The 25426-nt window shown below is 38.4% G+C and carries 18 protein-coding genes and 1 other RNA gene; 7 read left to right on the top strand and 12 right to left on the bottom strand.

Translation table 11 applies throughout. The annotated features are described in order from the left end of the window. Positions 1-82: 82 nt before the first annotated feature. The 6 genes from XM47_RS17515 to XM47_RS17490 all read right to left on the bottom strand — a co-directional run bounded on the left by XM47_RS17515 (position 83) and on the right by XM47_RS17490 (position 8472). Entirely contained in the window at positions 83-2884 is a 2802-nt protein-coding gene (locus XM47_RS17515; protein WP_053084609.1) for an insulinase family protein, read from the bottom strand. A gap of 72 nt (positions 2885-2956) precedes the next feature. Next, entirely contained in the window at positions 2957-3727 is a 771-nt protein-coding gene (locus XM47_RS17510) for a divergent polysaccharide deacetylase family protein (RefSeq protein WP_048695467.1), read from the bottom strand. A 117-nt stretch (positions 3728-3844) separates the two neighbouring features. Beyond that, the gene (locus XM47_RS17505; protein WP_048695466.1) at positions 3845-5056 is read right to left on the bottom strand and encodes an FAD-dependent monooxygenase; all 1212 of its coding nucleotides are present in this window, start codon (positions 5054-5056) and stop codon (positions 3845-3847) included. Positions 5057-5071: 15 nt separating this feature from the next. After that, positions 5072-6289, bottom strand: coding sequence for a 2-octaprenyl-6-methoxyphenyl hydroxylase (ubiH, locus tag XM47_RS17500; protein ID WP_048695465.1), 1218 nt, complete (start codon positions 6287-6289; stop codon positions 5072-5074). Positions 6290-6304: 15 nt separating this feature from the next. Continuing rightward, complete coding sequence (gene pepP, locus XM47_RS17495) at positions 6305-7624, bottom strand: Xaa-Pro aminopeptidase (RefSeq protein ID WP_172656564.1); 1320 nt, start codon at positions 7622-7624, stop codon at positions 6305-6307. 269 nt (positions 7625-7893) lie between these two features. After that, positions 7894-8472, bottom strand: a complete 579-nt coding sequence (locus XM47_RS17490) for a UPF0149 family protein (protein ID WP_048695461.1) — start codon at positions 8470-8472, stop codon at positions 7894-7896. A gap of 223 nt (positions 8473-8695) precedes the next feature. Between XM47_RS17490 and ssrS the strand changes: the two genes are divergently transcribed. Further along, a non-coding RNA gene (ssrS, locus tag XM47_RS18935) (6S RNA) lies at positions 8696-8876 on the top strand. A gap of 8 nt (positions 8877-8884) precedes the next feature. On the opposite strand, the gene XM47_RS17485 is transcribed toward ssrS, so the two are convergent. Next, the gene (locus XM47_RS17485; protein WP_048695458.1) at positions 8885-9649 is read right to left on the bottom strand and encodes an SIMPL domain-containing protein; all 765 of its coding nucleotides are present in this window, start codon (positions 9647-9649) and stop codon (positions 8885-8887) included. Between the two features lie 233 nt (positions 9650-9882). Here XM47_RS17485 and XM47_RS17480 point away from each other — a divergent pair, with 233 nt between their 5' ends. The 3 genes from XM47_RS17480 (at position 9883) to bfr (XM47_RS17470) (ending at position 11592) form a co-directional block, all read left to right on the top strand. After that, on the top strand, positions 9883-10386 hold the full coding sequence (locus XM47_RS17480; RefSeq protein WP_048695456.1) for a phosphatase domain-containing putative toxin: 504 nt from the start codon (positions 9883-9885) through the stop codon (positions 10384-10386). A 261-nt stretch (positions 10387-10647) separates the two neighbouring features. Beyond that, complete coding sequence (gene bfr, locus XM47_RS17475) at positions 10648-11112, top strand: bacterioferritin (protein WP_048695473.1); 465 nt, start codon at positions 10648-10650, stop codon at positions 11110-11112. Between the two features lie 12 nt (positions 11113-11124). Further along, positions 11125-11592 carry a bacterioferritin gene (gene bfr, locus XM47_RS17470; RefSeq protein WP_048695452.1) on the top strand — a complete coding sequence of 156 codons (468 nt, stop codon included), beginning with the start codon at positions 11125-11127 and terminating at the stop codon, positions 11590-11592. Between the two features lie 186 nt (positions 11593-11778). Here the strand turns inward: bfr (XM47_RS17470) and mrcB are convergent, their stop codons facing one another. From mrcB to XM47_RS17455, 3 genes are all read right to left on the bottom strand, one after another. After that, positions 11779-14073 carry a penicillin-binding protein 1B gene (mrcB, locus tag XM47_RS17465; protein ID WP_048695449.1) on the bottom strand — a complete coding sequence of 765 codons (2295 nt, stop codon included), beginning with the start codon at positions 14071-14073 and terminating at the stop codon, positions 11779-11781. Beyond that, complete coding sequence (gene hrpB / locus XM47_RS17460) at positions 14063-16528, bottom strand: ATP-dependent helicase HrpB (RefSeq protein WP_216596000.1); 2466 nt, start codon at positions 16526-16528, stop codon at positions 14063-14065. The genes mrcB and hrpB overlap by 11 nt, the downstream gene beginning before the upstream one ends. A gap of 1143 nt (positions 16529-17671) precedes the next feature. After that, positions 17672-18835, bottom strand: coding sequence for an XrtA/PEP-CTERM system-associated ATPase (locus XM47_RS17455; RefSeq protein WP_048695444.1), 1164 nt, complete (start codon positions 18833-18835; stop codon positions 17672-17674). 402 nt (positions 18836-19237) lie between these two features. On the opposite strand from XM47_RS17455, the gene greB reads away from it, so the two are divergent. Beyond that, positions 19238-19714: a transcription elongation factor GreB gene (gene greB, locus XM47_RS17450; protein WP_048695441.1), complete on the top strand. Its 477-nt coding sequence runs from the start codon at positions 19238-19240 to the stop codon at positions 19712-19714. A gap of 649 nt (positions 19715-20363) precedes the next feature. Beyond that, on the top strand, positions 20364-22187 hold the full coding sequence (locus XM47_RS17445; RefSeq protein ID WP_048695438.1) for a DEAD/DEAH box helicase: 1824 nt from the start codon (positions 20364-20366) through the stop codon (positions 22185-22187). Positions 22188-22269: 82 nt separating this feature from the next. Here the strand turns inward: XM47_RS17445 and XM47_RS17440 are convergent, their stop codons facing one another. Then, on the bottom strand, positions 22270-23163 hold the full coding sequence (locus XM47_RS17440; protein ID WP_048695435.1) for a phosphoribulokinase: 894 nt from the start codon (positions 23161-23163) through the stop codon (positions 22270-22272). 99 nt (positions 23164-23262) lie between these two features. Further along, positions 23263-24123 carry an acyl-CoA thioesterase II gene (gene tesB / locus XM47_RS17435; RefSeq protein WP_048695433.1) on the bottom strand — a complete coding sequence of 287 codons (861 nt, stop codon included), beginning with the start codon at positions 24121-24123 and terminating at the stop codon, positions 23263-23265. Between the two features lie 96 nt (positions 24124-24219). Here tesB and XM47_RS17430 point away from each other — a divergent pair, with 96 nt between their 5' ends. Continuing rightward, a complete protein-coding gene (locus XM47_RS17430; protein ID WP_048695430.1) occupies positions 24220-25416 on the top strand; it encodes a GGDEF domain-containing protein in 1197 nt (398 codons plus the stop codon). The last annotated feature ends 10 nt before the right edge of the window (positions 25417-25426 follow it).

The raw sequence follows: 25426 nt of genomic DNA, 5'->3' as shown, positions 1-25426 counted from the left end.
ATTTAGCTCTATAAAGGTCAACGCTTGCTGGGCTTGAGTCTGCATTAGCTAGGGCTTGACCCTAGCTAATTCCAATTAGGCTTTATTTGCTACCTTTCAACTGAATCAATAACTCCATGTTATTCTTCTTCAATAACATGCTTTGGTATAAATCGATTAGCTCTTGTTTCTCAATCTGCTTAAGCGTTTCAATTTTTGTTTGTTTAGTCGAGAAGTCTAAAACATTATCAATAAAATCAATTAGATAAGGTCGAGCTTCGGTATACAGGTTATCTGCTGGCTGATTCAAACCGGCAAGCATAGCTTGTTTAGCTTGGTTAAATTCTTCATCAGTTAATGTGGCCAGTTTTGCTTTATAGTCCAGCTTAAATTTATCAAAACGTTTCTTTAAGTCTTTATAAGAAGCATTGTTGCTTTGCACTAACATCATAAAAATAGGATGCTGATCATAGTCAAATGCCATGCTAGAGACTTGGTAACCCAATTGTTCTTCGGTTCTAAGTTGGCGGAAAAACTCACTACTAAACTGGCTATTAATCAGCTCTAACACAAGTGAATTTCTAACCGACTTTTTAGGCGACACATATGCGTCTAACACAGCGACATCCGTATGCTCAACTTTTTGCTTGTAGTTTAAAACCTCACCTTTATGAATTGGCATAATTTGGCGTTTGTACCTTTCAATAACATCACGCTCTACTGGCAATTTAGCACTGGTAATCGACACCATATTTTTTACTGTATCGACTTCATAAGCGCCGTAAGCAAAAATCAAAACACGATTACGCTTTAGTAGCTGTTTTCTAAAGTTTTTAACCATAGTTAAGTTTACATAGTCGCTAGCCATTAATAGCTGTTCGTCAGTAAAGGTTTGATACATTAACTGGTTAAATACAGAGCCCGCCTGATCCGCTGGAGTTTGTTTTGCTTTATTACGCTTTTGCTCTTGGTACTTTTGTAAAGACAACTCAAATTGCTTTTGGCTTAATTCAAAATTAGCTAAGGTGTCTAATACTTTATCTAGTAATAAGCTTTGATTACCACTCTTACCTTGCATTCTAACTCTGATGCTACCGCCCCAATAATTAGAAATACTAACAGAGGTACCAGCGCGACCAGCCTTATCCATTAAAGCAACTAGGTTACGGCTGAACATTTCTTTAAACACAGATGAAGTCACTGTGTATTGTGCATCTATATCCGCTAAATCTGTGTTAATTAATACTTCTAACCAACCCTTTTTAGCCTGATATTTTTCACTATGGATTAACCAAGCCTCGATACCATTTTCATTATAAATCTGAGTTGGCTGCGCTAAGCTTTTCTCAACCAACTTATCTAATTCAGGATTAAACAATTCATTCGCAGATGGCAACTGCATTTGAATGTTTGCCGCTAAGCCAGTCCAAGTATTTATCTCTTGCTGAGTAATCGCTTTATTTGAATACTGGCCAAAGTAATAAGGGATCTCTTTTTCTACTTTAGCTTCTGGATAAATATGCCAAACCCGCATGTTATTTGGGTTTAATTGCAGCATAAATTGGCTAATAGCATTTGGGTCAAATTCGTTAAAAATAGTGCTCGAATCCAAAATATGCTGAGCAGGTAAATCAAATAAACTAGCCGCTAAGTGAGTCGCTTTACGAGTTAAATTCGCTTTAGAGTTATTATTGAATGACTCTATTGCCATGGCTTTAATTTCATTGAAATAACTTGATTTAATCCCTTGGTTTTTAATCAAATTAATATAGCTTAACGTGGCTGCTATCACCTGATCTTGCTCGACAATACCTTTATCGGTTAACTCAATATAAACTTGTAAAAGGCCTGAATTGTCATAGTAAGATGGAGAAATTCTAACTGTACTAGAATTTGCCAATTGCTGTATTCGTAGGTATTCACCTAGCGTACCTGGCTCTTCAGAACTAATTAAATATGAAACGTACTGATTTACTTTTTGTCGCCAGTTATCTGAGTTATCTGCAATAGGGAACTCAATAATCAGCTGTTTACTTTCTTTTTGCGGTTTGTAGTAAATATGCTGATTTAAAGTTTGAGCTGTAAAAGCAGGCTCTACCACTTTAGGTTTATTGATTTGATTATTTTTAATCGTCGAAAAGTGCTTTTCAGCTAACAGCTTTAATTCCGCTAAGCTTTGCTTACCAGCAAGCACTAAATTCATAATATTGGCTGAATAGTAGGCTTGATAAAACTGCTTCATTTCAGCTAGTAATTCAGAATTTGGTTTATCACTTAAGGTTTCTAAGTTACCCACACTCATGTGCTTTAATGGATGTGCTGGGTTGCCTGTTTCGCCACGTACACGTTGTAAAATTCGACCATCATTTTGGCGGCCTCGAGTCCACTCGTTATCAACTGCGGTACGTTCTTTATCAACATATTTAGGGTCAAACAATGGCGCTTTAAAGTAATCACTAAACTGGTCTAAGGCTTCATCAAAATGGGTTTGGTTTACACTGAAATAATAGTTCGTGTGATCTAAGCTTGTGTAAGCATTACTAAAACCACCACGAGCTTGAACAAACTTGAAAAAAGAAGATGGCTCTGGGTACTTTTCTGTTCCCATAAACAGCATATGCTCTAAAAAGTGCGCTAAGCCTAATTGTGATTCAGGGTTTTGGTGACTGCCGACGCCAACCGCTAACGACGCTGTCGACTCTTCTGAGTTTTTATCCGAAATTAAAATAACCCTTAAGCCATTAGCTAAAGTTAAATATTCATATTCTCTATCATCTGTCGGACTTTTATTTATCACTATATTTTCAACTTTTTTGGCTGGTGACTTAGGCTGGCTTGTTTGGGTTGCACTACAGGCAGTTAATAAACTGGCTACCAGTGCGATAGTCCAAAATGAAAGTTTCACAAAAACTCCTTAATCATTCAGTTATTTTGTTTAAGTAGGCGCTTAAACAAATTTATTATTATATTGAATAGGTTATTTAACTTGGGTATTGCTCGCGAATGTCTGATATGGCTTAGTTTGCAACTCAGATACTCTTCTTAACATAATTGCATTGGCTGTATATTTAGCGAAAAAAGCCTCTAAAACAGCAATGGTTTCAGGGTGAGGGTGACCAATAGCAATAACATTTTGTTGTTTAGTCGCCATTTTTAGCACTTTGTTCAATTGTCTATTAATTGCGACTTGATCTATTTCATTATCTAAAAAAACATGTCGTCTATGTGCGGTTAATCCATGAGACAAAGCAACGCTTAAAGCCTGAGAAGATTTACTCGTGCGACTATCCACAAAATACAAATCTCTTTGTTTGAGCACACTCATAATGCTTTCTAAAGGTTGAACTAATTGGGTTAATTTACTGCCCATATGGTTATTAACCCCACTTATATGAGGAAAATCATCTAGCGCTAGCTTCAAAGTTTGTTTGATTTGCTCTGCGGTCATAGTACTTAAAATAGTGCCGGGCTCTTGCTTAATACCACTGCTCGACTCCATCGGCAGATGCAGCATTATTTCTCTGCCCTCAGCAACCGCTCTATTGGCAATATTTTTCCCGAATGGAGTGTTAGGTAAAATAGAAAGTGTTATCTCGGCTGGTAAGTTTAACAAACGAGCATCCGACGAACGATAACCAACGTCATCAATAATAATCGCAATATCAGCGCTAACAAACTGAACAGAGGCCAGTAAGCAAAGAATCGTTGTAAAACTCGTAATTATAATTTTATGAAAGAAGCGGAACAAAATACTCTACCCAGAATTAAATGCACCGCGAGTTTACCAAACTAACAGAAAAGAAGGTAACAGAAAGCGAGATTTTTCTAACCTAATCTCGCCAATTAAATTAAACCCAGCTTCAGGTTAAGTTAGGCTAGTTTTTGCAAGTTCAGGTAATCGCCCTGTATTACCTAAAGCAGCTTGAATAAATTTAGATTTAACTGGGCCAATTAAATCGACTAAGTTCAATGCGGCAGCTCTAGCAATTTTAAGTGGTAATAAATCATTGCTAAAGCCAGTTTTGAAAACGTACATAGCCGCTATTCGTTCAACCGCATCTGCTTGTCGCCAACGCATCACTTGCTTGAGCTTAACCAAGTTAATCTGACCATTTTCAGAAAGTTGTTGATTGGCGGCTTCTGCGATAGCTAGAGCATCAATTATGCCTAAGTTAGCGCCTTGCCCTGCTAGTGGATGAATTGTGTGGGCTGCATCGCCAATCAAAACACAAGTGTCTTTAATAAAGCTTTGCGCATAACGCATGGTTAATGGAAAGCTCATTCGCGAATTAACAATTTGGCATTGGCCTAAATTACCGTCAATCGCCGCAGTTAATTTGTTATTAAATTCACTATCTGACAATGCCAGTAATTGATCAGCTTGCTGGTGCGTTTGCGACCAAACAATAGAACACAGATTTGAATCGACCAAAGGTAAAAAAGCCAGCGGGCCGTCTGGGGTAAAGACTTGCCTTGCCGTTAATTCATGCGGCAGCTCAGTTTGAACAGTTGCCACTATTGCCGTTTGGCCATAATCAGAAAAAGTTAACGGAATATCTAACCAAGTCCTTAATTTAGAATTTGCGCCATCGGCACCAATTAATAATTTGGTTTGTAATAACTCACCTGTTGCCAATTTGAGTAAGGCTTGCTCTATATCTTGATCTAGTTGTTCAACTTCTGTCTGATAAAAACGACAATTATCTAACTCAGCCAATGCCTTGATTAACTCATTTTCAACTAACTGATTTTCAATAATATAGCCAAGTTCAGATAAATTTTGTTCTGCTGCCGAAAATCCGATTTTGCCTATGCTGTTTTTATCCCAGACTTGCATCTGATTATATGGGCTTAACCTTTGACTATTGAGCAACCCTTGCCAAACATTTAAATTTTTATAAGCATTAACACTCGCCAAATTAATCGCACTCACTCGCTGTGCATGTTCAGGTAAAGCTTCCTCTGCTAATTTAGGCGCAACAATCGCTATTTGGTGACCTTCTTTGGCAACCGCTAATGCAGCAGTTAAACCAACAATACCAGCGCCAACTATTACGAGATCAAATTTGTCTATCACATTAAATACCTATTATTAAACGCCTGAGTTTAAGCCCATAGCAGATTGCGCAAGCTTACGCTTTACAGGCGGTAGAAATTCTAAGCCAAGTAAACCTATGTTTCGTCCAAGCTTAAGCAAAGGATTTTGGTTTGAAAACAAGCGAACTAAATTATCCGTAGAATTCAGTACAAAATGAATATCGCCTTGCCTTTGCTGTAAATAACCCTGCCAAGTTTGATAACTCGATAAATCTTGCTTGTGTAAAACCGCTGCTTCTATCGATTTAGTAGCGGCAGCTATATCTCTTAAGCCTAAATTAAATCCTTGCCCAGCGATTGGATGCACTGTGTGTGAAGCATTCGCTAAAAACACCACACCTTGATGATAATTTTCAGATACCCAAGAGCGCTTTAATGGATAACTAGCTCTAGCTCCTAATTGCGTGATACGCCCTGCTCGATAGCCAAAAGCAGCCTGTAAAGCTTGGATAAAATCAGCATCGGATAAAGCCATTCTATCTGCAACTTGGGTTTGCTCACCACACCAAACCACACCAAATCTATCATCAGCCATTGGTAGCAAAGCCAAAGGGCCGTTTTCTGTAAAACGCTCGTAAGCAATATTCTGATGTGCTTTATCCACTGCGATGTTCGCAGTTAAGGCAAACTGACTGTAATCGTCTTGCTGAAAACGGGGTGAAATCAATTGACGCAACTGGCTATTGCCACCATCACAAGCTAAGACCAGTTTTGTACTGAGCACTTGCCCTGATTTTAATTGAAGCAAATTGCCAGCAGAAGATTGCGCGAGACTAACCAACTCATCAGGGCAAAACCAAGTAAGCTGACTATCGGCGTTCTTCAGATCAGCCAAACTCTGAGTTAAAGCTGCGCCAAACTGCTGAGCTTCAACCACAAAACCTAAAGCGGATTGATTTTCAGGGCAATCTAAAAAACTATAACCGGCACTGCCTAATTCGGAAACTTCAATTTTCTGGATTGGCTGGCAAAGATTTTTTAGGTAAGGCCATACTTGCCAGTTAGCAAGTTGCATTGCAGAACCGTAAGCGATCGCAATTGCCTTAGCGTCAAAACTAGTATGTAAACTATTTTTCGCTTCAAAAGCTTCAACAATTGCAATATTCAACTTAGACGTAACAGGATTTGATAGCAAGGCATTGGCCATGCTTAAACCCGCTAGGCCACCGCCGACAATAACTAGATCAAATTCAATTGGGGTAGTTTTTCCCATTTATATGCTTCTTGCCTATTTGCCTTGCATTAAGGCTTCTATCTCTGAAATTGTTTTAGGAGCGGCATCGGTAATAACTTGATAACCATCTTGGGTAATAATAACATTATCTTCAATCCGAATGCCGATACCACGCCACTGTTCGTCTACCTCAGCATCTTGCGCTACGTAAATTCCAGGCTCTACCGTTAACACCATACCGGCTTCTAAAGGTCTGTCTTGGCCTGCAACTTTATATAAACCAACATCATGTACATCTAGGCCTAACCAGTGACCTAAACCATGCATAAAAAATTGTCTATATGCGGCTGGCTTACCTTCTTCACTCGCTAAATTTTGCTCTAAACTACCGGTTAATAAACCAAGTTTGATTAAGCCTTTGGTGATAACTTCGACCGCAACATCTGTTGCTTGTTTTAGGGTATTACCCGGCTTTAAATACTGCATTGATGCGAGTTGAGCATCTAAAGTTAATTGATATAGCTTAGCTTGTGCTGGGGTAAACTTGCCATTTGCAGGGAAAGTTCTAGTGATATCGGCGGCATAACCATGCAGTTCACAACCTGCGTCAATTAAAACTAAATCACCATCTTCAATTCTGTCGGCGTTTTCTGTGTAATGTAAAATGCAAGCATTATCACCCGCGGCAACTATAGTGTTGTACGCAGCAAACCTAGCACCGTGTTGAGCGAACTCATGTAAAATATCGGCTTCTAGCTGATATTCCATCACCCCAGCTTGGCTGCGCTGCATTGCTCTTTTGTGAGCTTTACAACTGATATCAGCTGCTTGTTGCATAATTTCTAACTCTGCGTTTGATTTTACTAAACGCATTTCATGCATGATTTGTCGTAAATCAAACATACGGTACGGAGGCAAAGAAAGTTTGCCTTGATCTCTAATTTGCTGCACTAAATTAAAAATGCGTTTATCTACTTGCTTAGACTTACCTTGCAACCAATAAATAGTTTCAACGCCATTTAAAATTTGCTGCACTTCTGCATCAAAAGTTTCAATTGCAAATCCTTGTTCAAGCCCTAAATTTTGGCTGGCTTGCTCTGGACCCGCTCTTCTGCCATTCCAGATCTCAGCAAATTTATCTTTCGCTCGGCAAAATAAATATCGACTCGTTTCCGACTTTTTACTCAACACTAAAAAAGCATCTGGCTCGTTAAATCCGGTTAAGTAAAAAAAGTCACTGTCTTGACGAAAAGGGTACTCAGTGTCATTACTTCTAGTCTGCTCGGAAGCAGCTGCAATAATAGCGACACTATTATCCGCCATTTGGCTTAAAACATTTTCTATTCTTTGTTGGTATTCAGCTAAGCTAATCATATATAACCTTATTAATCTAACCTCAATTCGGGATAACAACTTACTTTCTTGAGGGCCTTTTTCCTGATAACTGCGTTGAATTCACTAGTAATAGCCAGCTATTACGTACGCAAATTCGCCTTGTTCTAAGAAAAAATACCTTTCAAGAAATAAAAAACTAATAATACCAATAGCTTAATGGGGTTAACTAATTTCTTATCCCGAGTTAAGGTTAATCTAAACTTAAATTAGAATCTAAATTTAGATTTTTATTATTTTTATTTTTGAGGTTAGTGAAACGTTGGTTTTTTATAGTCTTCACTACCAGAGTGATCACCTAATTCACCAAAGCAAGTAATGGCTGTCATGCGGACATATTCGGTAATCTCTTCAAAAGAAATTTGATTCTCTTCTGAATCATCCATTTCACTATCCATTTGACTTATTTCGATTAAATCTTGGTAAGCTTCTTTAACTGGAGCATCGACCTGATTAAATTTTTCACCAACGACAGCACCAAAAGCAGCAACAAATGCGGCTAACCATTCAACTAGCACTTCTGCTTTTTCGGTTAACAGAATATCGTCTTCGGTAGGAATATAGAGTTCAAAACTATAGTCCGAATCTGACAACTGCTGATAAATAACTTTATATAACTCAGTAAACTGAACTAATACATCGTCTGCAATTTCTGTATTTTGCATTGCGAATTCACTGACGAATTTGCGCCAGTCAGCTTGTTTATAAGGCATTCCTGCACATAGGCAACCACTGATAATGGCGTGTATTTCTGCCGCGGTGCAAGGTAATTCATTTTTGTGCAAAAATAATTCAAAATCATCGTAGTTAGGAAGTTTTTGTTCAGTCATTTAACGTAACCAAAATTCATTTATGTATATTGCGCTATCCTAACACTGAGTCCTAGTAGCGACAAACAGTCTGCAACTTTAAGCGTTTAAATGGTGGAAAAAACAGCAAGCAAACACTAAAATGAAACTAACTAGACGCATATGGTTGCAATAGCGATATTTCAGCTTTATAGTGCGCGCCCGTTGTTAGCGCAATTCTACTAACAACTTAGTTTCAATATTATGTTTCCTGAAGTGTTCGCCTATGGGTTATGTCCCTGAGCCGATAATTTTATTTTAGGATGATACCGCCTCGGCTATTGAGCAGGCTCGGCATGTACCGAGAAGCCTACGGCCGAGTGGTATTTTCCGCCTTGAACCTTACGGTTCAAGGGCTATACCCTAATCGACACTTCGGGAAGCACCACCAACTCTACTCCACTTTAAATTCAACCGTAATACTTGCTTTATACTTTACTTCATCAAATGAATTTGCGCGTTGATGGGATTGTTCTGCACTATAGCTGACAAACGCTTCCGCATTTTTCACACTTGGTTTAGCTTTTTGACGCAACATAGTTGCAGCCATAGTCGGTTGGTTCTGGATATTAGATTCGTGGAAAGAGATAGCCGTTAATTTTAAACCTAGTGCTGCCTCGTAAAAGGCTTTTTTCGCCATAATTTTATCTAACGCCTGTTTTTTAACTGCTTGCTCAAACTTTTCTTTTTCTGAATGTTCAAACTCAGTGGAAGCTAAACTAACTTCATCATGTTGATCGGATAATTGAGCTAATTTTTGTAAATGTTCGGCATTATTAATTTTAACTGACATACGATTAACTACGTTAAAACTCTTTGGCTTATCGCCAAACCAGCCAAACTCAGGAGATGAAGAAAATTTAGCGTTTTGAATAGAGTCAGCATCAACACCCGAATTGACTAATGATTTGTAGATTAACCGCTGAATTTGATCATTTTTTTCAATGGAACGCGCTAAGGCTTTGTCTTCCGTTTTAATCACCAAATCAATAATAGCGACGTCTGTATAAGCGGTTTTTTCTGCTTGTTCAGACAAATGCATGGTTTTTTGTTGTGGATGAAAATACTGCTCTAATTCTTTTGGCGTCCCTTTTAATTCAGGCGCTGCGTGTAAACCAAATGGAATACAAAGTAATACTAAACTGATCTTTTTAAACATAGAAACCCTTAATCTAGAACGATATTTGCTTTGATGCATCTCATTATGAACAAAATCACCGAAAAGAGTTCACCCTAATAACAATTAACTACATTTTTAATGAAAAGAACCAACTCCGCTTCAATACAAATTTATGCCCGACTTAAATAAACTGTCATTTGACATATTATTGGCCGTATATTAGCTTTCATCCAACTAATTAAACTAACAAAATCAATAGAGATATACTTATTATGCAACACCCTACTTTCCCCCTAAAGGTCAATGAACTCGGCGCTGAAATTATCATTACGCCATGTCCGGGAACTAAAGACGTGCCTTTAGCTGAATCAATTAGCCAATTAAAGCAGGCTGGTGCCGTTGCAGTTTTAACCTTTATGCAGCAATTTGAATTAGAAAAAAACAATGTGACTGAAATTAAGACACTATGTGAGCAAGCTGGCATACAGTGGTTTCATTTACCGATTCAAGACGATCAAGCGCCAGAAGAAATGTTTCAAACGCCTTGGCAACAAGCTAGAAAAATAGTCCACCAACTGCTTGATAGCAATCAAAAAATAGCGGTTCACTGCAAAGGCGGCACAGGCAGAACCGGATTAGTATCAGCACAAATATTATTAGAAAGAGGTTGGTCATTAGCAGACGCGAGCAAAGCGATAAAAGCGTTACGACCAAATAGCTTAACTTTACCTCCACACGTTAACTACCTTGAACAACTAGCTCAAAAAATGGCTTAAAAGCTAGCGACTGACTTATCAAGCCAACACAATTTAATCTTGATAGTCAGTCAAATTTCAAAAATTGGCTATGCTTAACTCTAGTTCAATCTTAGAGTTCAAAAAGCATAGCAAGTTTTAGTATAAAACTAAGTCTAAATGCGAATGATTATCCTACTCAAACCATTGATATATATAGGTTTTTAGTTTGATAAAACCCATTTTTTAGTCTATAGTGTTTTCAATATTTGCTAAATGCAAGATCAATACAGAGACACAATTATGCAAGGCGACAAACAAGTTATTGAATATCTTAATAAAGTTCTCACTGCGGAGCTTACCTCTATTAACCAATATTTTTTACATGCTCGCATGTTTAAAAACTGGGGATTAGAAAAATTAAATAGCGCGAATTACAAAAAATCTATTAAAGACATGAAACAAGCGGATGAAATTATCGAACGCGTTTTATTATTAGAAGGTTTACCTAATTTACAACGCTTAGGTGCGTTAAAAATTGGCGAAGAAACCAGTGAAATTATCAGCTGCAATATGAAGTTTCAGCACGAACAGGTTAGCTTATTAAAAGAAGCAATCGCGGTTTGTGAGAAACAACAAGATTACGTCAGCAGAGATTTACTTGAAGATATTTTAGAGTATGAAGAAGAGCATGTAGATTGGCTAGAAACTCAAGAATATCAAATTGAGAATATGGGTATCGAAAACTACCTACAAGCACAACTTTAATCGGAGAATATTATGAAAGGTAAACAAGTCGTAATCGATGCTTTAAATCGTTTATTAGCAAACGAACTAGCAGCAATGGACCAATACTTTATACATTCTCGCATGTACCAAGATTGGGGTTTAGAAAAATTATACGAAAGAATCGACCATGAGTTTGATGATGAAAAAGGCCATGCCTCAGCTATCATTGAGCGCATCCTGTTTTTAGAAGGCGTGCCAGACATGTCGACTCGCGACGGACTAGTGATAGGTACAGACGTACCTTCGATGCTAGAAAGCGATTTAAGAGTTGAATATGCGGTTGCCGCTTTACTAAAAGAAACCATAGCGTTATGCGAAAAAGAAAATGACTATGTCACTCGTGAAATGCTAGAAAAACTTCTAGACGACACTGAAGTAGATCATGCTTATTGGTTAGAACAGCAAATCCGTTTAATCAAAATGCTTGGTTTGCCAAATTACTTACAATCACAGCTATAACAGCTTGTTGTAAAATACTAACCACAGCTCGGGATAGCAACTACCTAGCATTATCTAATTTCCTATCCTGAGTTAATCTTAACTAACGAAAAAGGCTCTGTGTTTATCTACTTAGAGCCTTTTTTATTTACCTACATTTTTCTCTCAGAGAGAGTTATCCACAAAGATCAACACGCCCTAACTCAGTTACCAACTAAATAACTTATCTAACCAAGATTTTTTCGGTTCTTGCCACTCTTTTGTTTCTGCGCACGCTTTTGCTTTAGCTAAGCTAGGTGCAATGGCTGGTAGCATCATCATATTATTACAGCCGGGTAAAATATGTTCGCCTGTTGTTTTATCGAAATATTTCATCTCTATATTGGCGGGTTTTGCCATCACTAAACTACTAGGTGTTCGCATTTTTTGGTAATTCACAAATAACCTCAACGCCCCGCTAGAACCTGTTAATTTGATTGGTTTGTTATCATCATTGCCCACCCAAACAACTGCGAGTTGAGATTGGTCAAAACCAGAAAACCAACTATCTCTAGCGTCATTTGTTGTGCCTGTTTTACCTGCAAAATTTATCCTTGAAAGCGTTTTGCCTAAATACTTAGCCGAGCCTTTTTGCGTCACTTGATGCAAAGCATAATTAAGCAAATAAGCTTGTTCTGGCTGAATAACCCGCTCAGTAAATACTTTACTTTGCCAAATCAGCTCATTGTTTGGTGCGTTAATACTTTTAATCGCATTGATTTTTTTCTTAACGCCTGCATTTGCAAATACCTGATAAATTTGTGCAACTTCCATCGGACTTAATGTGGTCGACCCAAGCAACATAGATGGGTAAGGATTCACTTCTTTTTCAACGCCTAGCCACTGTAATGTATCGGCAACTTCTCTTAATCCTAACGCCATACCTAAATTTACCGCAGGGACATTTCGAGAGCCGACAAGCGCATCTAATAATGAAACCTGACCTAAGTACTTTTTGTCATAATTTTTGGGAGACCACTTTTTACCTAAAGAGCTAGTTAAAGTAATTTCTTTATCTTCTAACTGAGTTGCCAAATTATAATATTCGGGTTGTTGCAGCGCATTTAAGTAAATAGCGGGTTTAACTAATGAGCCAATATTTCGTTGTGCATCGAGAGCACGGTTAAAGCCGTCATAATTTGCGACTCTGTCACCCACAATCGCTTGTATACCGCCAGTATGATTATCGACCACCACCATGGCACCCTGTAAATCGGCTAGGCTTCGCTGAGATTCCAACAAATCTAAACCTGAGCTAACCGCTGCTTGCGCTTGATTTTGGGTTAAAGGATCAAAATGGGTAAATATTTTAATGCCGTCGTTTAACGGAATATCTTTACTTACAACCTGTTTTAATTCTCGTTTTACCTGAGCGACATAAGAAGGATAACGCCGTTTAGCTATCTTCTCTTTATCTTGAACTTTTATCGGTAATTCAACTTCGTGCTGGTACAAATTAGTGCTGATAAGATGGTTTTCCATCATCAATCTTAAAACCAGATCTCGACGCTCTTTGGCTCTTTCAGGAAAGCGTCTTGGATCATAATAAGAAGGGCCTTTGATAATACCAATTAAAAGTGCAACTTCACTCGGTCTTAACTCATTTAGCGGCTTGGCAAAATAATAATGACTCGCTAAACCAAAACCGTGCACGCCACGGTTATGATTTTGGCCTAAATAAACTTCATTTAAATAGGCTTGCAAGACCTGCTCTTTGCTATATCTCGCATCTAACAAAATGGCATAAATAGCTTCTTTAAACTTACGCACTAAGCTGCGTTCATTGGTTAAAAACATATTTTTAACCAATTGCTGAGTTAAGGTACTGCCACCCTGTACCGTTCTACCAGCCTGCACATTCACCATTAAAGCCCTTAAAATAGCGAGAGGTGAAATGCCATGGTGATCATAAAACTTTCTATCTTCAACTAAGATTAAGGTTTTACTGACAATGTCGGGAATTTGGTCTAGTTCGACTAAAATTCTATCTTCCAAGTTACTTGCTTGTAGTCGGTCGAGTAAATAAGGCTCTAAACTAAACTCAGATTCTGTCACGCCCTCTTTTAACGACTTTATCTGACCTATTCGATTTTTTCTAAAGGTGACTTGCAGTTTTTGCATCGGAATTTGTTGCTGCGGCATAGAGTATTCGCGGCGGATAAATTCCACCCCATTTTTAATCACTCTATACTCACCCGGTGCCGTTAACTGCCACACTTTGCGATAGTCCAGCAGGGTTAAATGACGAATCAACTCATCGCGACTTAACGCCTGTAAGCGCTCATACTTGTGCTCAACGCCATAAACTAGCGCAGGTAATTGCCACTTTGTGCCTTCAAACTTCTTTTTAATTTGCGCATCAAAATAAATCGCTGCCGCAATTAATAAAATAAAACCTATTATGCTAATTTTAATTAGAGTTTTAACTATCCAACGCGGCGCATTCTTCCAATTAATTGTCATTCGTTTGTGACCTTTGCCTTTTTGTTTTTGTTCCAGCTTCTGCTACCAGAGGATCGTCCGGCCAATAATGCTTAGGATATCGCCCTTTCATTTCTTTTTTGACTATGTCGTAACTGCCAGACCAAAAATTAATTAAATCTTGTGTGGTTTGGATTGGTCTTTTAGCTGGTGATAAAAGTTCACAAGTTAGCTTTACTCTACCATTAGCGATACTTGGGTGCTCAGTTAAACCATAAAAAGATTGCATAAAACAACTTAGCTTAGGCCCAGATTCATGGCTGTAATCTATTTTAACCACCCGCCCGTCTGGCATTTCATACTTAGTAGGAAGTAAACTAGCTAGAGTTTGCTGTAACGCATAATCTTTTTGCTGTAACCAAAGTGCGGCTATATCTAAATTCGCAAGCTGCTTAACTGAATTAATATCCGCCAAATACAAACTTAACCAAGTTTCGGCGGTTTCAATTAAATACGAAAACGAAATCGATGCAAAATCTGAGTTAACTTCAGCTGCCAAATTCCAACGATAAATAAATAACTTAATCGCATCAGCGTGATTAAATAACTCGATTCCCTGCTTATTTATCAAAGCCAACCATGCTTGAGTTTTCTCTTGCTGACTGGGTGCTTGGCTTAATTTAACTTTATTAAGCGGTAATTTAAGCAAACTAGTTTGCTGATAAAAACTGAGCTGATTCGCTTGGTAATCAACTTGGGTTCGCTTTTGTAAATAAGGCTGAATAATAGCTTCGAGCATTTGCCAGTCTAATTCAAAAGCAGAGCGAATCGTGGCATTTGGGCTTTTATTCGACATGCTTGCATCTATTACCAAAATCCACTCTGGCGGATTTAGTGAGTCGGCAGCATACAAGTCGACCGCACTGCCGCAAGCCATTAAATAACTCACCTTATCATTTTGATTACCGAGCTTTTTGGCAACACGGTGAATAAAAAGCGGTACTATGACTTGATACAAATCGTCAAATTGCTGCTCGATACTAGCAGCGGAAATTTCTCGCTGTAAGCTTTTTTCTGCCGCTTGTTTAATCGGATTATTCGACTTGCAAAGTTCAACCAAACTTTGATTTAGCTGCCAAGTGTTCACTTGACGATTTTCTTGTAACCATGCAGCAAATAAGTGTGCGAGCGCTAAATCTGGTTTTACATTTAAGATAATACCAGCAATTAAATCAGCCCCTTTCGCTTGGAGCTGTAAACCCAATTCGGTTATTTTTTGCTGAGAAGGCGATAAATCAATTAGCTTAAGCCTAGCGAGCTTTTCATTTGCGAGGCGGATCTGATTATCACTCGGAGGTGTTGGCCAATCGAGATCTAATACATTGGTTTCACCCCATAAGTAAACTTCAAAACACAGTTGCGATAGATCGGCTTGCTCAATTTCTGCTGGATAATGTTTTCTTAATCTGGATTGGCTTTCTTCTGGCCATAAACGATAACAAATCCCGGCATGAGTTCGTCCCGCTCGCCCCATACGTTGCACGGCCGAATCTTGTGAAATTTGCTCGGTAATCAGTTGGCTAAATTCACTGACATTATCGTATTTAACTTTTTTATGTAGGCCGGTGTCTATTACTATACTGACGTTTTCTATGGTTAAACTGGTTTCAGCAATATTGGTTGCTAATACAATTTTACGTTTGCCTTGTTGATCGGCCTGCAGTGCTTGTTGTTGCTGTTTTAAACTAAGCTGACCATGTAAAGTGTGAATAGCAAACTTATTTAATTCGGTTTGTTTTAGTTGTTTTTCTAACCGATTAATTTCGCCGCTACCCGCCAAGAAAACTAAAATATCGCCAGAGTTAACTAGGCTCTCTTTTATCACTTTTATAATGTGGTTTTCAAAGCCAAACCAATCATTATTATTTGTTTTATAAGGCCGATAAAAAACCTCGATAGGAAAATTACGCCCTTCACTTTTAATCACAGGCGCATCTGGTAGGGTTCTGTTTAAACTCGCCAAATCTAAAGTAGCAGACATGATTAATAGTTTTAAATCGTCTCTAAGCGCAGCTTGTACTTGTTTTGCCAATACAAAGGCTAAATCCGACTGCAATGACCGTTCGTGAAACTCATCAAACAAAACCAAGTGATAGTCGCTGAGTTCAGGATCGCTTTGCAAAATTCGCGTTAAAACCCCTTCGGTCACCACTTCTAGTTTTGTTTGGGATGAGACTCGCGTTTCGCCTCTCATTCTTAAACCAATTGTTTGGCCTATTTTTTCATCTAATTGTTGACTTAAGTAATGTGCAATATTGCGCGCGGCGACTCGCCTTGGCTCAAGTAAAATTAACTTGCCATGCCATTTTCCTTGCGCCAGCAAAGCCAGTGGTAACCAAGTTGATTTACCTGCCCCTGGCGGCGCTTGCAAAATAACACTTGGGTGAGCATTTATAGCTTGGTGTATTTCAGTAAATACGGCTTCAACAGGCAGCAAAATCGGCATCATTCTCGAAAAGATAAAGCGCTATGATACCGCATCAAATTTAACCCTAAAAGCAGGAATCGAGCCGTCTAGCTTTCTGGTGTTGAAAATAGACCAGAATGAAAGGCATTAACTGAGATTTGTTACCGCTTGAATGAAGCAGTTTAAGGGTTAGATTTTTGGTCTAAGGCAATATTGCATATTAAAAACATTGTAGGCGTCAAGCTTGCTGACGCGTGAAGGTTAAATCACTATATCTGTTTAATCTCAACAAAGGTTTTGCTTTCAAAAACGCGCGAGCAAGCATCGCGCCTGCTCGTTTAGCTTAACTTGTGGTTTTAAAGGTATCTGTCCAGATAATCTATTTGTTGCATGAAAAAATATTGTAGGCGTCAAGCTTGCTGACGCGTGAAGGTTAACTCAATATATCTATTTAATCTCAACAAAGGTTTTGCTTTCAAAAACGTGCCAGCAAGCTTCGCGCCTGCTCGTTTAGCTTAACTTGTGGTTTTAAAGGTATCTGTCCAGATAATCTATTTGTTGCATGAAAAAATATTGTAAATTACCTGCATGACAGGCATTGTTAAAAATATAAATTACAATCACTTACAGCCAATGTCTATTTATTTTAATTAATAATAACCAAATCACTTTTAAGTTCGGCCATTCAAAAATTTCAATACGCTAGCACCAGAAAGTCATTAACTAATTTTGTGAGATATTACCCTTTTTATAGTAAGAGATTGGTTTAGCAATCACGCCACAAAAACCATAACCGATTGATTTATAATAATTTTAAAATATAGATTCGAAACAAATTAAATTATTTTAGATTAGAAGTGCCAGCAAAATACAAATAATTGTCTACACTTTAATCAGTTAATAAATGTGACGGATAGCATTTAGTAAAGGTTTCATGTTAGTGCGCCCCGAAGAGAAATGGTTTTATAGGACTTAAAACAAGTGGTCATTTATCGATGGATAAGGAAGCTAGGCTTATAGGATAAGTCAATGGACATAGGACATTCAGGATGAAGCTTTACAAGGAGTAATATCTCCCTTGGGAATTTTGTATTATGGATGATAATAGTGAATACGGCAGTGTAATTTTACACTGCCTTTTTTTTGCCTTTAATTAACCTGAATTTAGGTTAATTATTCATCTAGTTCTTTTTGCTCATCTTCAACATTCGAGACTTGCTTAAGTTGTTTCAGTTTGCGGTTAATCACGTTATCTATGTAGCGACTTACCTTTAACTTATATTCTATAGATGTTTCTAGGGTGTATTTAATTTCTGACAGCATGTTTCTCAGGTGCGTTACATCATCCATAACATCTTTTGGTAACCCTGACGCTTTAACACTACCGAATTGTGGCGCTGGCGGCGTTAAGTCTTCTAACTTGCTTTCATTCTCAACTGTCTGTTGGGTTATATTTTCTTCCGAACGGTTTTCTTGCTGAGTGCTTGGATTGCTCGCTTGAACTAGTTTTTCTGGCTCTAAATCAGCAGATTCTTGCTTAATTTCTGCAATTACGGTTGCTACATCTTCGGCCGTTAATAGCGTTTTGTCTTCTAAAAACCCATAAAGTAAAACTCGGTCACACAGAGTGTTAATTCGTCTTGGAGTACCGCCGGTGAAATCGTAAATTGATTCGATTGCTTCATTAGCGATAATGTCTACTGGCTTACCTGCAGCAGCTGCTAATCTAAAGTTAATATATTCATGAGTTTCTGGTTGAGACAATGGTTTCAAGTCGCATGATGCCACAATTCGCTGCCTAAACTGCTCCATGTTTGGTAGTTGAAGTAACTCTCTCAGTTCAGGCTGACCGAGTAAAAAGCTTTGTAATAAAGGCTTACCATCAATTTGGAAATTGGACAGCATGCGCAGCTCTTCAACCGATTCTACTGGTAAGTTTTGCGCTTCATCTACTACTAATAATGCACGGTAACCGCTCGAAACTAGTCTTGCTAACTCTTGTTCAATTAACTGGAGTACTTGGCCTTTGGATTTGTTATCCGTATTTAAGCCAAGCTTTGCCGCCGTTACAAAAATTAAATCTTCTGGGTTTAATTTTGGCGTCACTATTTGGATAGCTTTTACTTCATCATTTTCTAGCTCTGCCAATAAGCTATTTGCAATCGTTGTTTTACCAGTACCAATTTGACCAGTAATCACAATAAAGCCTTCACCTTGGCTAATACCGTACTTTAAATAAGATAAAGCGCGATTATGGAGTTTACTCGCAAAGAAAAAATTTGGATCGGGTGTTAAATGAAAAGGTTTATCAGTAAAACCGTAAAAAGCTTCATACATGATTTTAAGCTCAATTTTATTTAAATGATGTCTTTAAACAGTAGACGTGAATATGTAACCTGAACTCGGGATAAGAAATCAGCTAACAATTTGAAATACATATACTTTTGATATTTCATCTATTCTAGCTCGATACTTTTTCTTAGTACAAGGCGAATTTGAGTGCTAATAGCGAGTCTATTGCAATCAAATTTAACGCCTTAATAAGAAGAAACAGCGAGAAAAAACAGCTGCTAGAAAGCAAGTTCTTATCCCGAGTTCAGGTTATTTAATTAATATTACCTTACTAAGCACCCAAAGCGAAACCGGATCTTAAGAATATAACCAAAGATGGTTTTGTTAAATCCAGATTATAAAATACAATTTAGTGCAATTGGCCTAACTCAACGCATGAACAAATAAATGAAAACAAATTTAGTTACCCGTGAAGGTTTCGAAAAACTAGAACAAGAGCTTGATCACTTATGGCGAACAGAGCGCCCAGAAGTTACTAAAAAAGTGACTTGGGCTGCGAGTTTAGGCGACAGAAGCGAAAACGCTGACTATCAGTACAACAAGCGTTTATTACGCCAAATTGATAGAAGAGTCAGGTACTTACGTAAACGACTAGAAGAAATGAAAATTGTCGATTACTCACCAGAGCAAGATGGAAAGGTATTTTTTGGCGCTTGGGTTGAGGTAGAAAATGAATCAGGTGAAATCAAAAAATTTAGAATTGTAGGCCCTGACGAAATTTATGGTCGTAATGATTACATTTCGATAGATTCGCCTATGGCTAGGGCTTTATTAAAAAAACAGGTCGACGATGAAGCAGAGGTTCCTACCCCTTCTGGTAAGCAATTATGGTTTATTAACCAAATAAGCTACCATTCTAAATAGTTGTATTACAGCTCTAAAAATTACTTTTAACCGTTTTAAACTCGGTTAAAAGTAAAGCCTAGAATATATACATTTAGCTTTTCTGGCTGACGTGCATCAGCTATAAAACAAACAGCGCTACGCCCCATAAATAAAAGGCTTTATTATAAACTCGCTAAGCTATTCATTTAATCATAAAGCTTGTTCCGTGACATATAGAATCAACTTTAAATTGCGGTCACAGCTAAAATTTAGATAACAAACTAAAACTTATACTATTTACGCATCCAAATTAGGCTAAATAGATTAAAAACATAAATAACTGTCCATTTTTCAACCAATCGCTTGCAATCCTATTTTTTATCTGTATAGTGCGCGTCTCCCAGCAAGGGCTTTTCATATAACAGCGCTTTTGAAAGCAAAAGCAACACACGCTGTCACAATTCAACGTCTATTACGTTGTCACTATAGAAAGTCACGCTGGTACAGAGAGGCATTACGCCGCCAGCTGATAAAGCTATGTAATGTGCGACTATTGAAAACAATCAATAACGCCATCGTGAAGGTAATCAATTAACTCAAGGTTTGAGTTGCCTTAAAAGGTATCTTCGTGTGCGTCCGCCTCATATTTTAGCAATCGGGTGATTTCACCCAACGATAGAGTATATTTATGTCAAATACTGAATCAACAGTTCAATTTAACGAACTGGGTCTTCCTGCACCTATTTTACAAGCCATTGAGTCAATGGGCTTTACGCAACCTACGCCAATTCAAGAAAAATCAATTCCTGCGTTATTAGAAGGAAAAGATATTTTAGGTGAAGCGCAAACAGGTACAGGTAAAACGGCTGCTTTCGGTTTACCATTATTAGCAAACTTAGACGCTAACTTGCGTAAAACGCAAATGTTAGTAGTTTGTCCAACTCGTGAACTAGCAATTCAAGTTGCAGAAGCTTTATCAGATTTCAGTAAAAATCTGAAAGGCTTTAAAGTTGCAACCGTTTACGGTGGTCAGTCTTATACACCTCAAATCCGTGATTTACGCGCAGGCCCACAAGTTGTTGTTGGTACACCTGGTCGTTTAATGGATCACATTGATAAAGGTCGTTTACAACTAGATAACTTAAAAGCTTGTGTTTTAGATGAAGCAGATGAAATGCTTAACATGGGCTTTTTAGAAGATATTCAGTGGATTTTGGAACATGTTCCAGATTCAACGCAAATGGCATTTTTCTCAGCAACTATGCCACCAGCAATCAAACGTGTAACTCAACAGTTCTTAAAATCTCCTGTTCACGTGAAAATTGCACCAGTTAAAGCACAAAAAGCAAACATTAGCCAAAAAGCTTGGCGTGTTAGCAAAATCGGTAAAACAGCCGGTCTTGAGCGTATTGCTGAAACTGTAGATTACGATGCTATGATAGTTTTCGTGCGTACTCGTAACGATACTTTAATGCTAGCTGAACACTTAGTAAGCAAAGGTTTCTCTGCTTCTGCACTTAACGGTGACATGAACCAGAATGACCGTGAGCGTATTGTAGACCAACTTAAGAATGGTAAATTATCTATCTTAATCGCTACTGACGTTGTAGCACGTGGTCTTGATGTGCCAAGAATTACGCATGTTATTAACTATGACTTACCAACTGATTCTGAATCTTATGTTCATAGAATTGGTCGTACAGGTCGCGCGGGTCGAAGTGGTGAAGCGATTTTATTTGCTAATTACCGTGAAATCCGTGGTTTGTCTCGTTTAGAGCGTGCAACTGACGGTCGTATCGAAACATTCGAAATGCCAGACGTTAAAGATTTAGGCAAAATTCGCGCAGATAAAATCAAGTCTCAGCTTCAAGCAACAATTGAAAGCCAAGACTTAGAGCAATTCCGTGGCGTATTAAACCAGTTTGTTGAAGAAAGTGAGCAATCACTTGAAGATATCGCTACTGCATTATTGTTCCAACAGCAGCTAAAACAGCCTTTATTCCCGAAAGCAGATCCAGTTGATTCACCACGTGATAGAAATCGTCGTGAAGCTAGAGATGGCGGACGTGGAGAAGGTCGTGGTCGTCGTGATCGTAACGACAGAGGCGGTGAGCGTGCTAACAGAGGTGAGCGTGGTGGCGATCGCGGTGCTAGTCGCCCACGTCGTAACGATGCTGATTTTGATACCTTCCGTTTTGAAGTTGGTCGTTCTGATGGTGTTAGACCAGGTGATATCGTTGGTGCAGTTGCAAACGAAATCAACTTAGACAGCAGCAATATCGGTCATATTAAGTTGCACGATAATCACTCATATGTTGATTTACCTAAGGGTATGCCAAAAACTGTGTTTGATAAATTGACTAAGATTTCAATTCGTAACAAACGTGCGACACCAAGAGTTGCAGATCCAGCTGAAAAAGCAGCTAGCGAATCGTCTGACCAGGCACCAAAATTTAGACCAAGAAGAGATGACGCACAACCACGTCGTCGCGAAAGACGTCCATTTAACTAAGCAACTAAACCAAGTTGTCTTAATTAAACAAAAATAGGCTCATATGAGCCTATTTTTTTGCCTAAAATTCAGATAAATATTCTTATCTAAGTAGCCACTCTGTCGAGCTCACTTTTTTCCCTTTTTTGTGCATTAGCTCTTCGATTAACGGCGTAATAATCAACTCCATCGCAAGTCCCATTTTTCCACCCGGTACCACCATAGTGTTAACACGTGACATAAATGCACCGTCAATCATATTTAAATAATATGGAAAATCGACACCTTTAACGCCTCTAAACCGAATCACGACAAAGCTTTCATCTAGTGTTGGAATATCTTTAGCTGAAAACGGATTAGAAGTATCCACAGTTGGCACACGCTGAAAATTTACATGCGTACGGCTAAATTGAGGCGTAATGTAGTTAATATAATCATCCATAGAGCGAACAATAGATGACATAACCGCTTCGTGGCTGTGGCCTCTGTCTGTTGTATCTCGGATTATTTTTTGAATCCACTCAAGGTTGACTATAGGTACCATGCCAATCAATAAATCAACATGCTTAGCAACATTGTTCTCTTCCGTTACTATGCCGCCATGTAGTCCTTCATAAAACAATAAGTCAGATTCAGGTAAATCATGCCAAGGACTAAAGGTACCCGGCATTTGGTTGTACGGAACCGCTTCGTCAAAAGAGTGTAAATAACGTCTTATTTTCCCCTGACCAGTTTGCCCATAGCCTTCGAATAATTCTTCTAATAAATTAAAATCATTCGCTTCAGAGCCAAAGTAACTAATATGGCGACCTTGCTCTTGTGCTTTTCTGATCTGCACTTCCATTTCGGGCCGAGTATAGCGATGAAAGCTATCGCCTTCGATTTCAGTCGCTTTTATATCAAAGCTTCTAAAAATATGACGAAAGGCATTTGTAGTGGTGGATGTCCCAGCACCTGACGAACCTGTAATAGCAATTATTGGATGTTTAGCTGACATATAATTTTACTCAAATTTAATTGCGCTTAGTTAATCCCATCCAGCAACAAATATCAAGTTTAGTCATTCACTTGAAGCGCTTTAGTGTGATAGATCAAATCAAGCATGAACTCGTATAACACCTTCTTGTACGCTGGATGCGACTAAGTCACCGTTTTGGTTATAAAATTTACCTCTGACTAAACCTCTTGCGCCTGACGCTGAAGGGCTATCTATTTCGTACAATATCCAGTCATCAAATTTAAACTCTCGATGAAACCACATCGAATGATCTAAAGTCGCGACTTGCATTTTAGGATCCATAAATGATTTTCCGTGCGGTTGTAATGATGTCACCAGAAAATAAAAATCAGAGGCGTAAGACAATAAATATTTATGAACTCTTTGGTCATTCGGCATTACACCGTTTGTTTTCATCCAAACATGCCTTTTCGCAGGTGCTTTTTCTGGCTGTAACGGATTAATCCACTCTACGGGTTTAATTTCGATCGGTTTGTCACAAGTAAACTTATCTCGAACTTTTGCAGGGATTTGATCCTGAAATTTTCTTGCTATTTCTAAGTCTGACAATAAGTTTTCAGGTCCAGTAACATTCGGCATTTCATGCTGGTGTTCAAGGCCATGTTCAGGTTTTTGAAATGAAGCCGTTAAATAAAAGATCACTTTGCCATGCTGTATTGCTTCGACTCTTCGCGTGCAAAAGCTTTTACCATCGCGAATAACATCGACTTTATATAATATAGGGTGGTGAACGTCACCCGCGCGTAAAAAGTACGAGTGATATGAGTGCACGGCCCGATCAAGATCGACGGTTTCTTGCGCGGCTGCTAATGCCTGTCCTAACACTTGGCCACCAAAAACAGCACCAAAGCCTAAATCTTGAGATTGGCCTCTAAAAATCCCCTGCTCAATTTTTTCTAAACTTAATAGATCTAATAGCTCAGCTAAAACATCACTCATCTTATCTTCCTCAAAATTTTCAGGCACCAAATAACTTGGTATTTATGCCGCATATCTTTATGATTAGCCCTGACTTTAACTTTATACGGTAAAACTGTGCTTGCAACCTGTCGAACTTTACTGCTCTCAAGCTGTATTTTATTAATTTGTTATTTTAGCCAAACTTTATATTTATTTCAGTTTGGTCGATGGAACCAAGTTGCGGTTTGGCTACCTTACTTATTATTACCACTAAGTGCCTTATTTGCATCGCAATTTAACCAAAACAGGCTCGCTTTGTTCGCTGTTTCCTGCTTGTTTTTTGCATCCTTTTTACCCCTTGTTTTAGCTCAGCTTGAACTTACTCCAGCTTTAAATTCTGGGTTAGCTTTTACTTGGTTAATCCTGACTGGCTTTTATCTCTGTTTACGTAGAGAAAGTGGTTTATTTAATCGAAAAGGGCTCATGCAAGTTACGATTTTGCTTATCCCTATCGCGATATTTTTTGCCCTAGCCAAACTCAATCCAGAGTTGTTAACTCAAGTTGTGTTATGGCAAACGTTAGACAATGACTTTATCTCTTTATTTGTACTCATTAGCTGCTTTGCATTTGTGCTGGTTAACCTAGTTAAATCTGGCTGGCAGCAAAATCCAATCGAGAGTAACTTCTCTATCATGCTATTGTGCTGCTGGTTTTATCATTTACTGGCGCCTAATCAGCCGTTACAAGCGATTTGCTTATCTTCGATTGCTATCATTTTGATTGTCACTACCTTGTCGCATTCTTATCAATTAGCTTATTTTGATGAGTTAACTAAGCTGCCTTCCAGACGGGCGCTTAATCGATACGCTATGACCCTAGGGCGTAAATATATACTTGTCATGGCTGATGTAGATCACTTTAAACAGTTTAACGATACATATGGCCATGATGTGGGCGACCAAGTATTAAAATTAGTCGCAAGCCGACTAGGTGAAGTATCGTCAGGCGGTAAAGCATATCGTTATGGCGGCGAAGAATTTACTTTGGTGTTTGCCAATAAAACGCCCACTCAAGTTGTACCTGAACTAGAAAGACTGAGGCAAAGTATCGCTAACTATGACATGGTGGTTAGGGATAAGAGTCGACCGAAAAAATCAGAAAAAGATCGAAATGCGGCCCCTGCCAATGCAACAAAAACCGTAAATGTCACCATAAGTATGGGGTATGCTTTACGCAGTAAAGAACTCAATGACTTTGATAAATGTTTAAAAGCAGCTGATGAAGCTTTATATAGAGCCAAAAAAGCAGGCCGAAATTGTGTCAGCGATTAAGGATAGAAAA

It is taken from the genome of Catenovulum maritimum (assembly GCF_001050375.1).
Lineage (GTDB): Bacteria > Pseudomonadota > Gammaproteobacteria > Enterobacterales > Alteromonadaceae > Catenovulum > Catenovulum maritimum.
The sequence above is the reverse complement of the archived record's forward strand: the minus strand, read 5'-3'. Positions and strand labels throughout refer to the sequence as shown.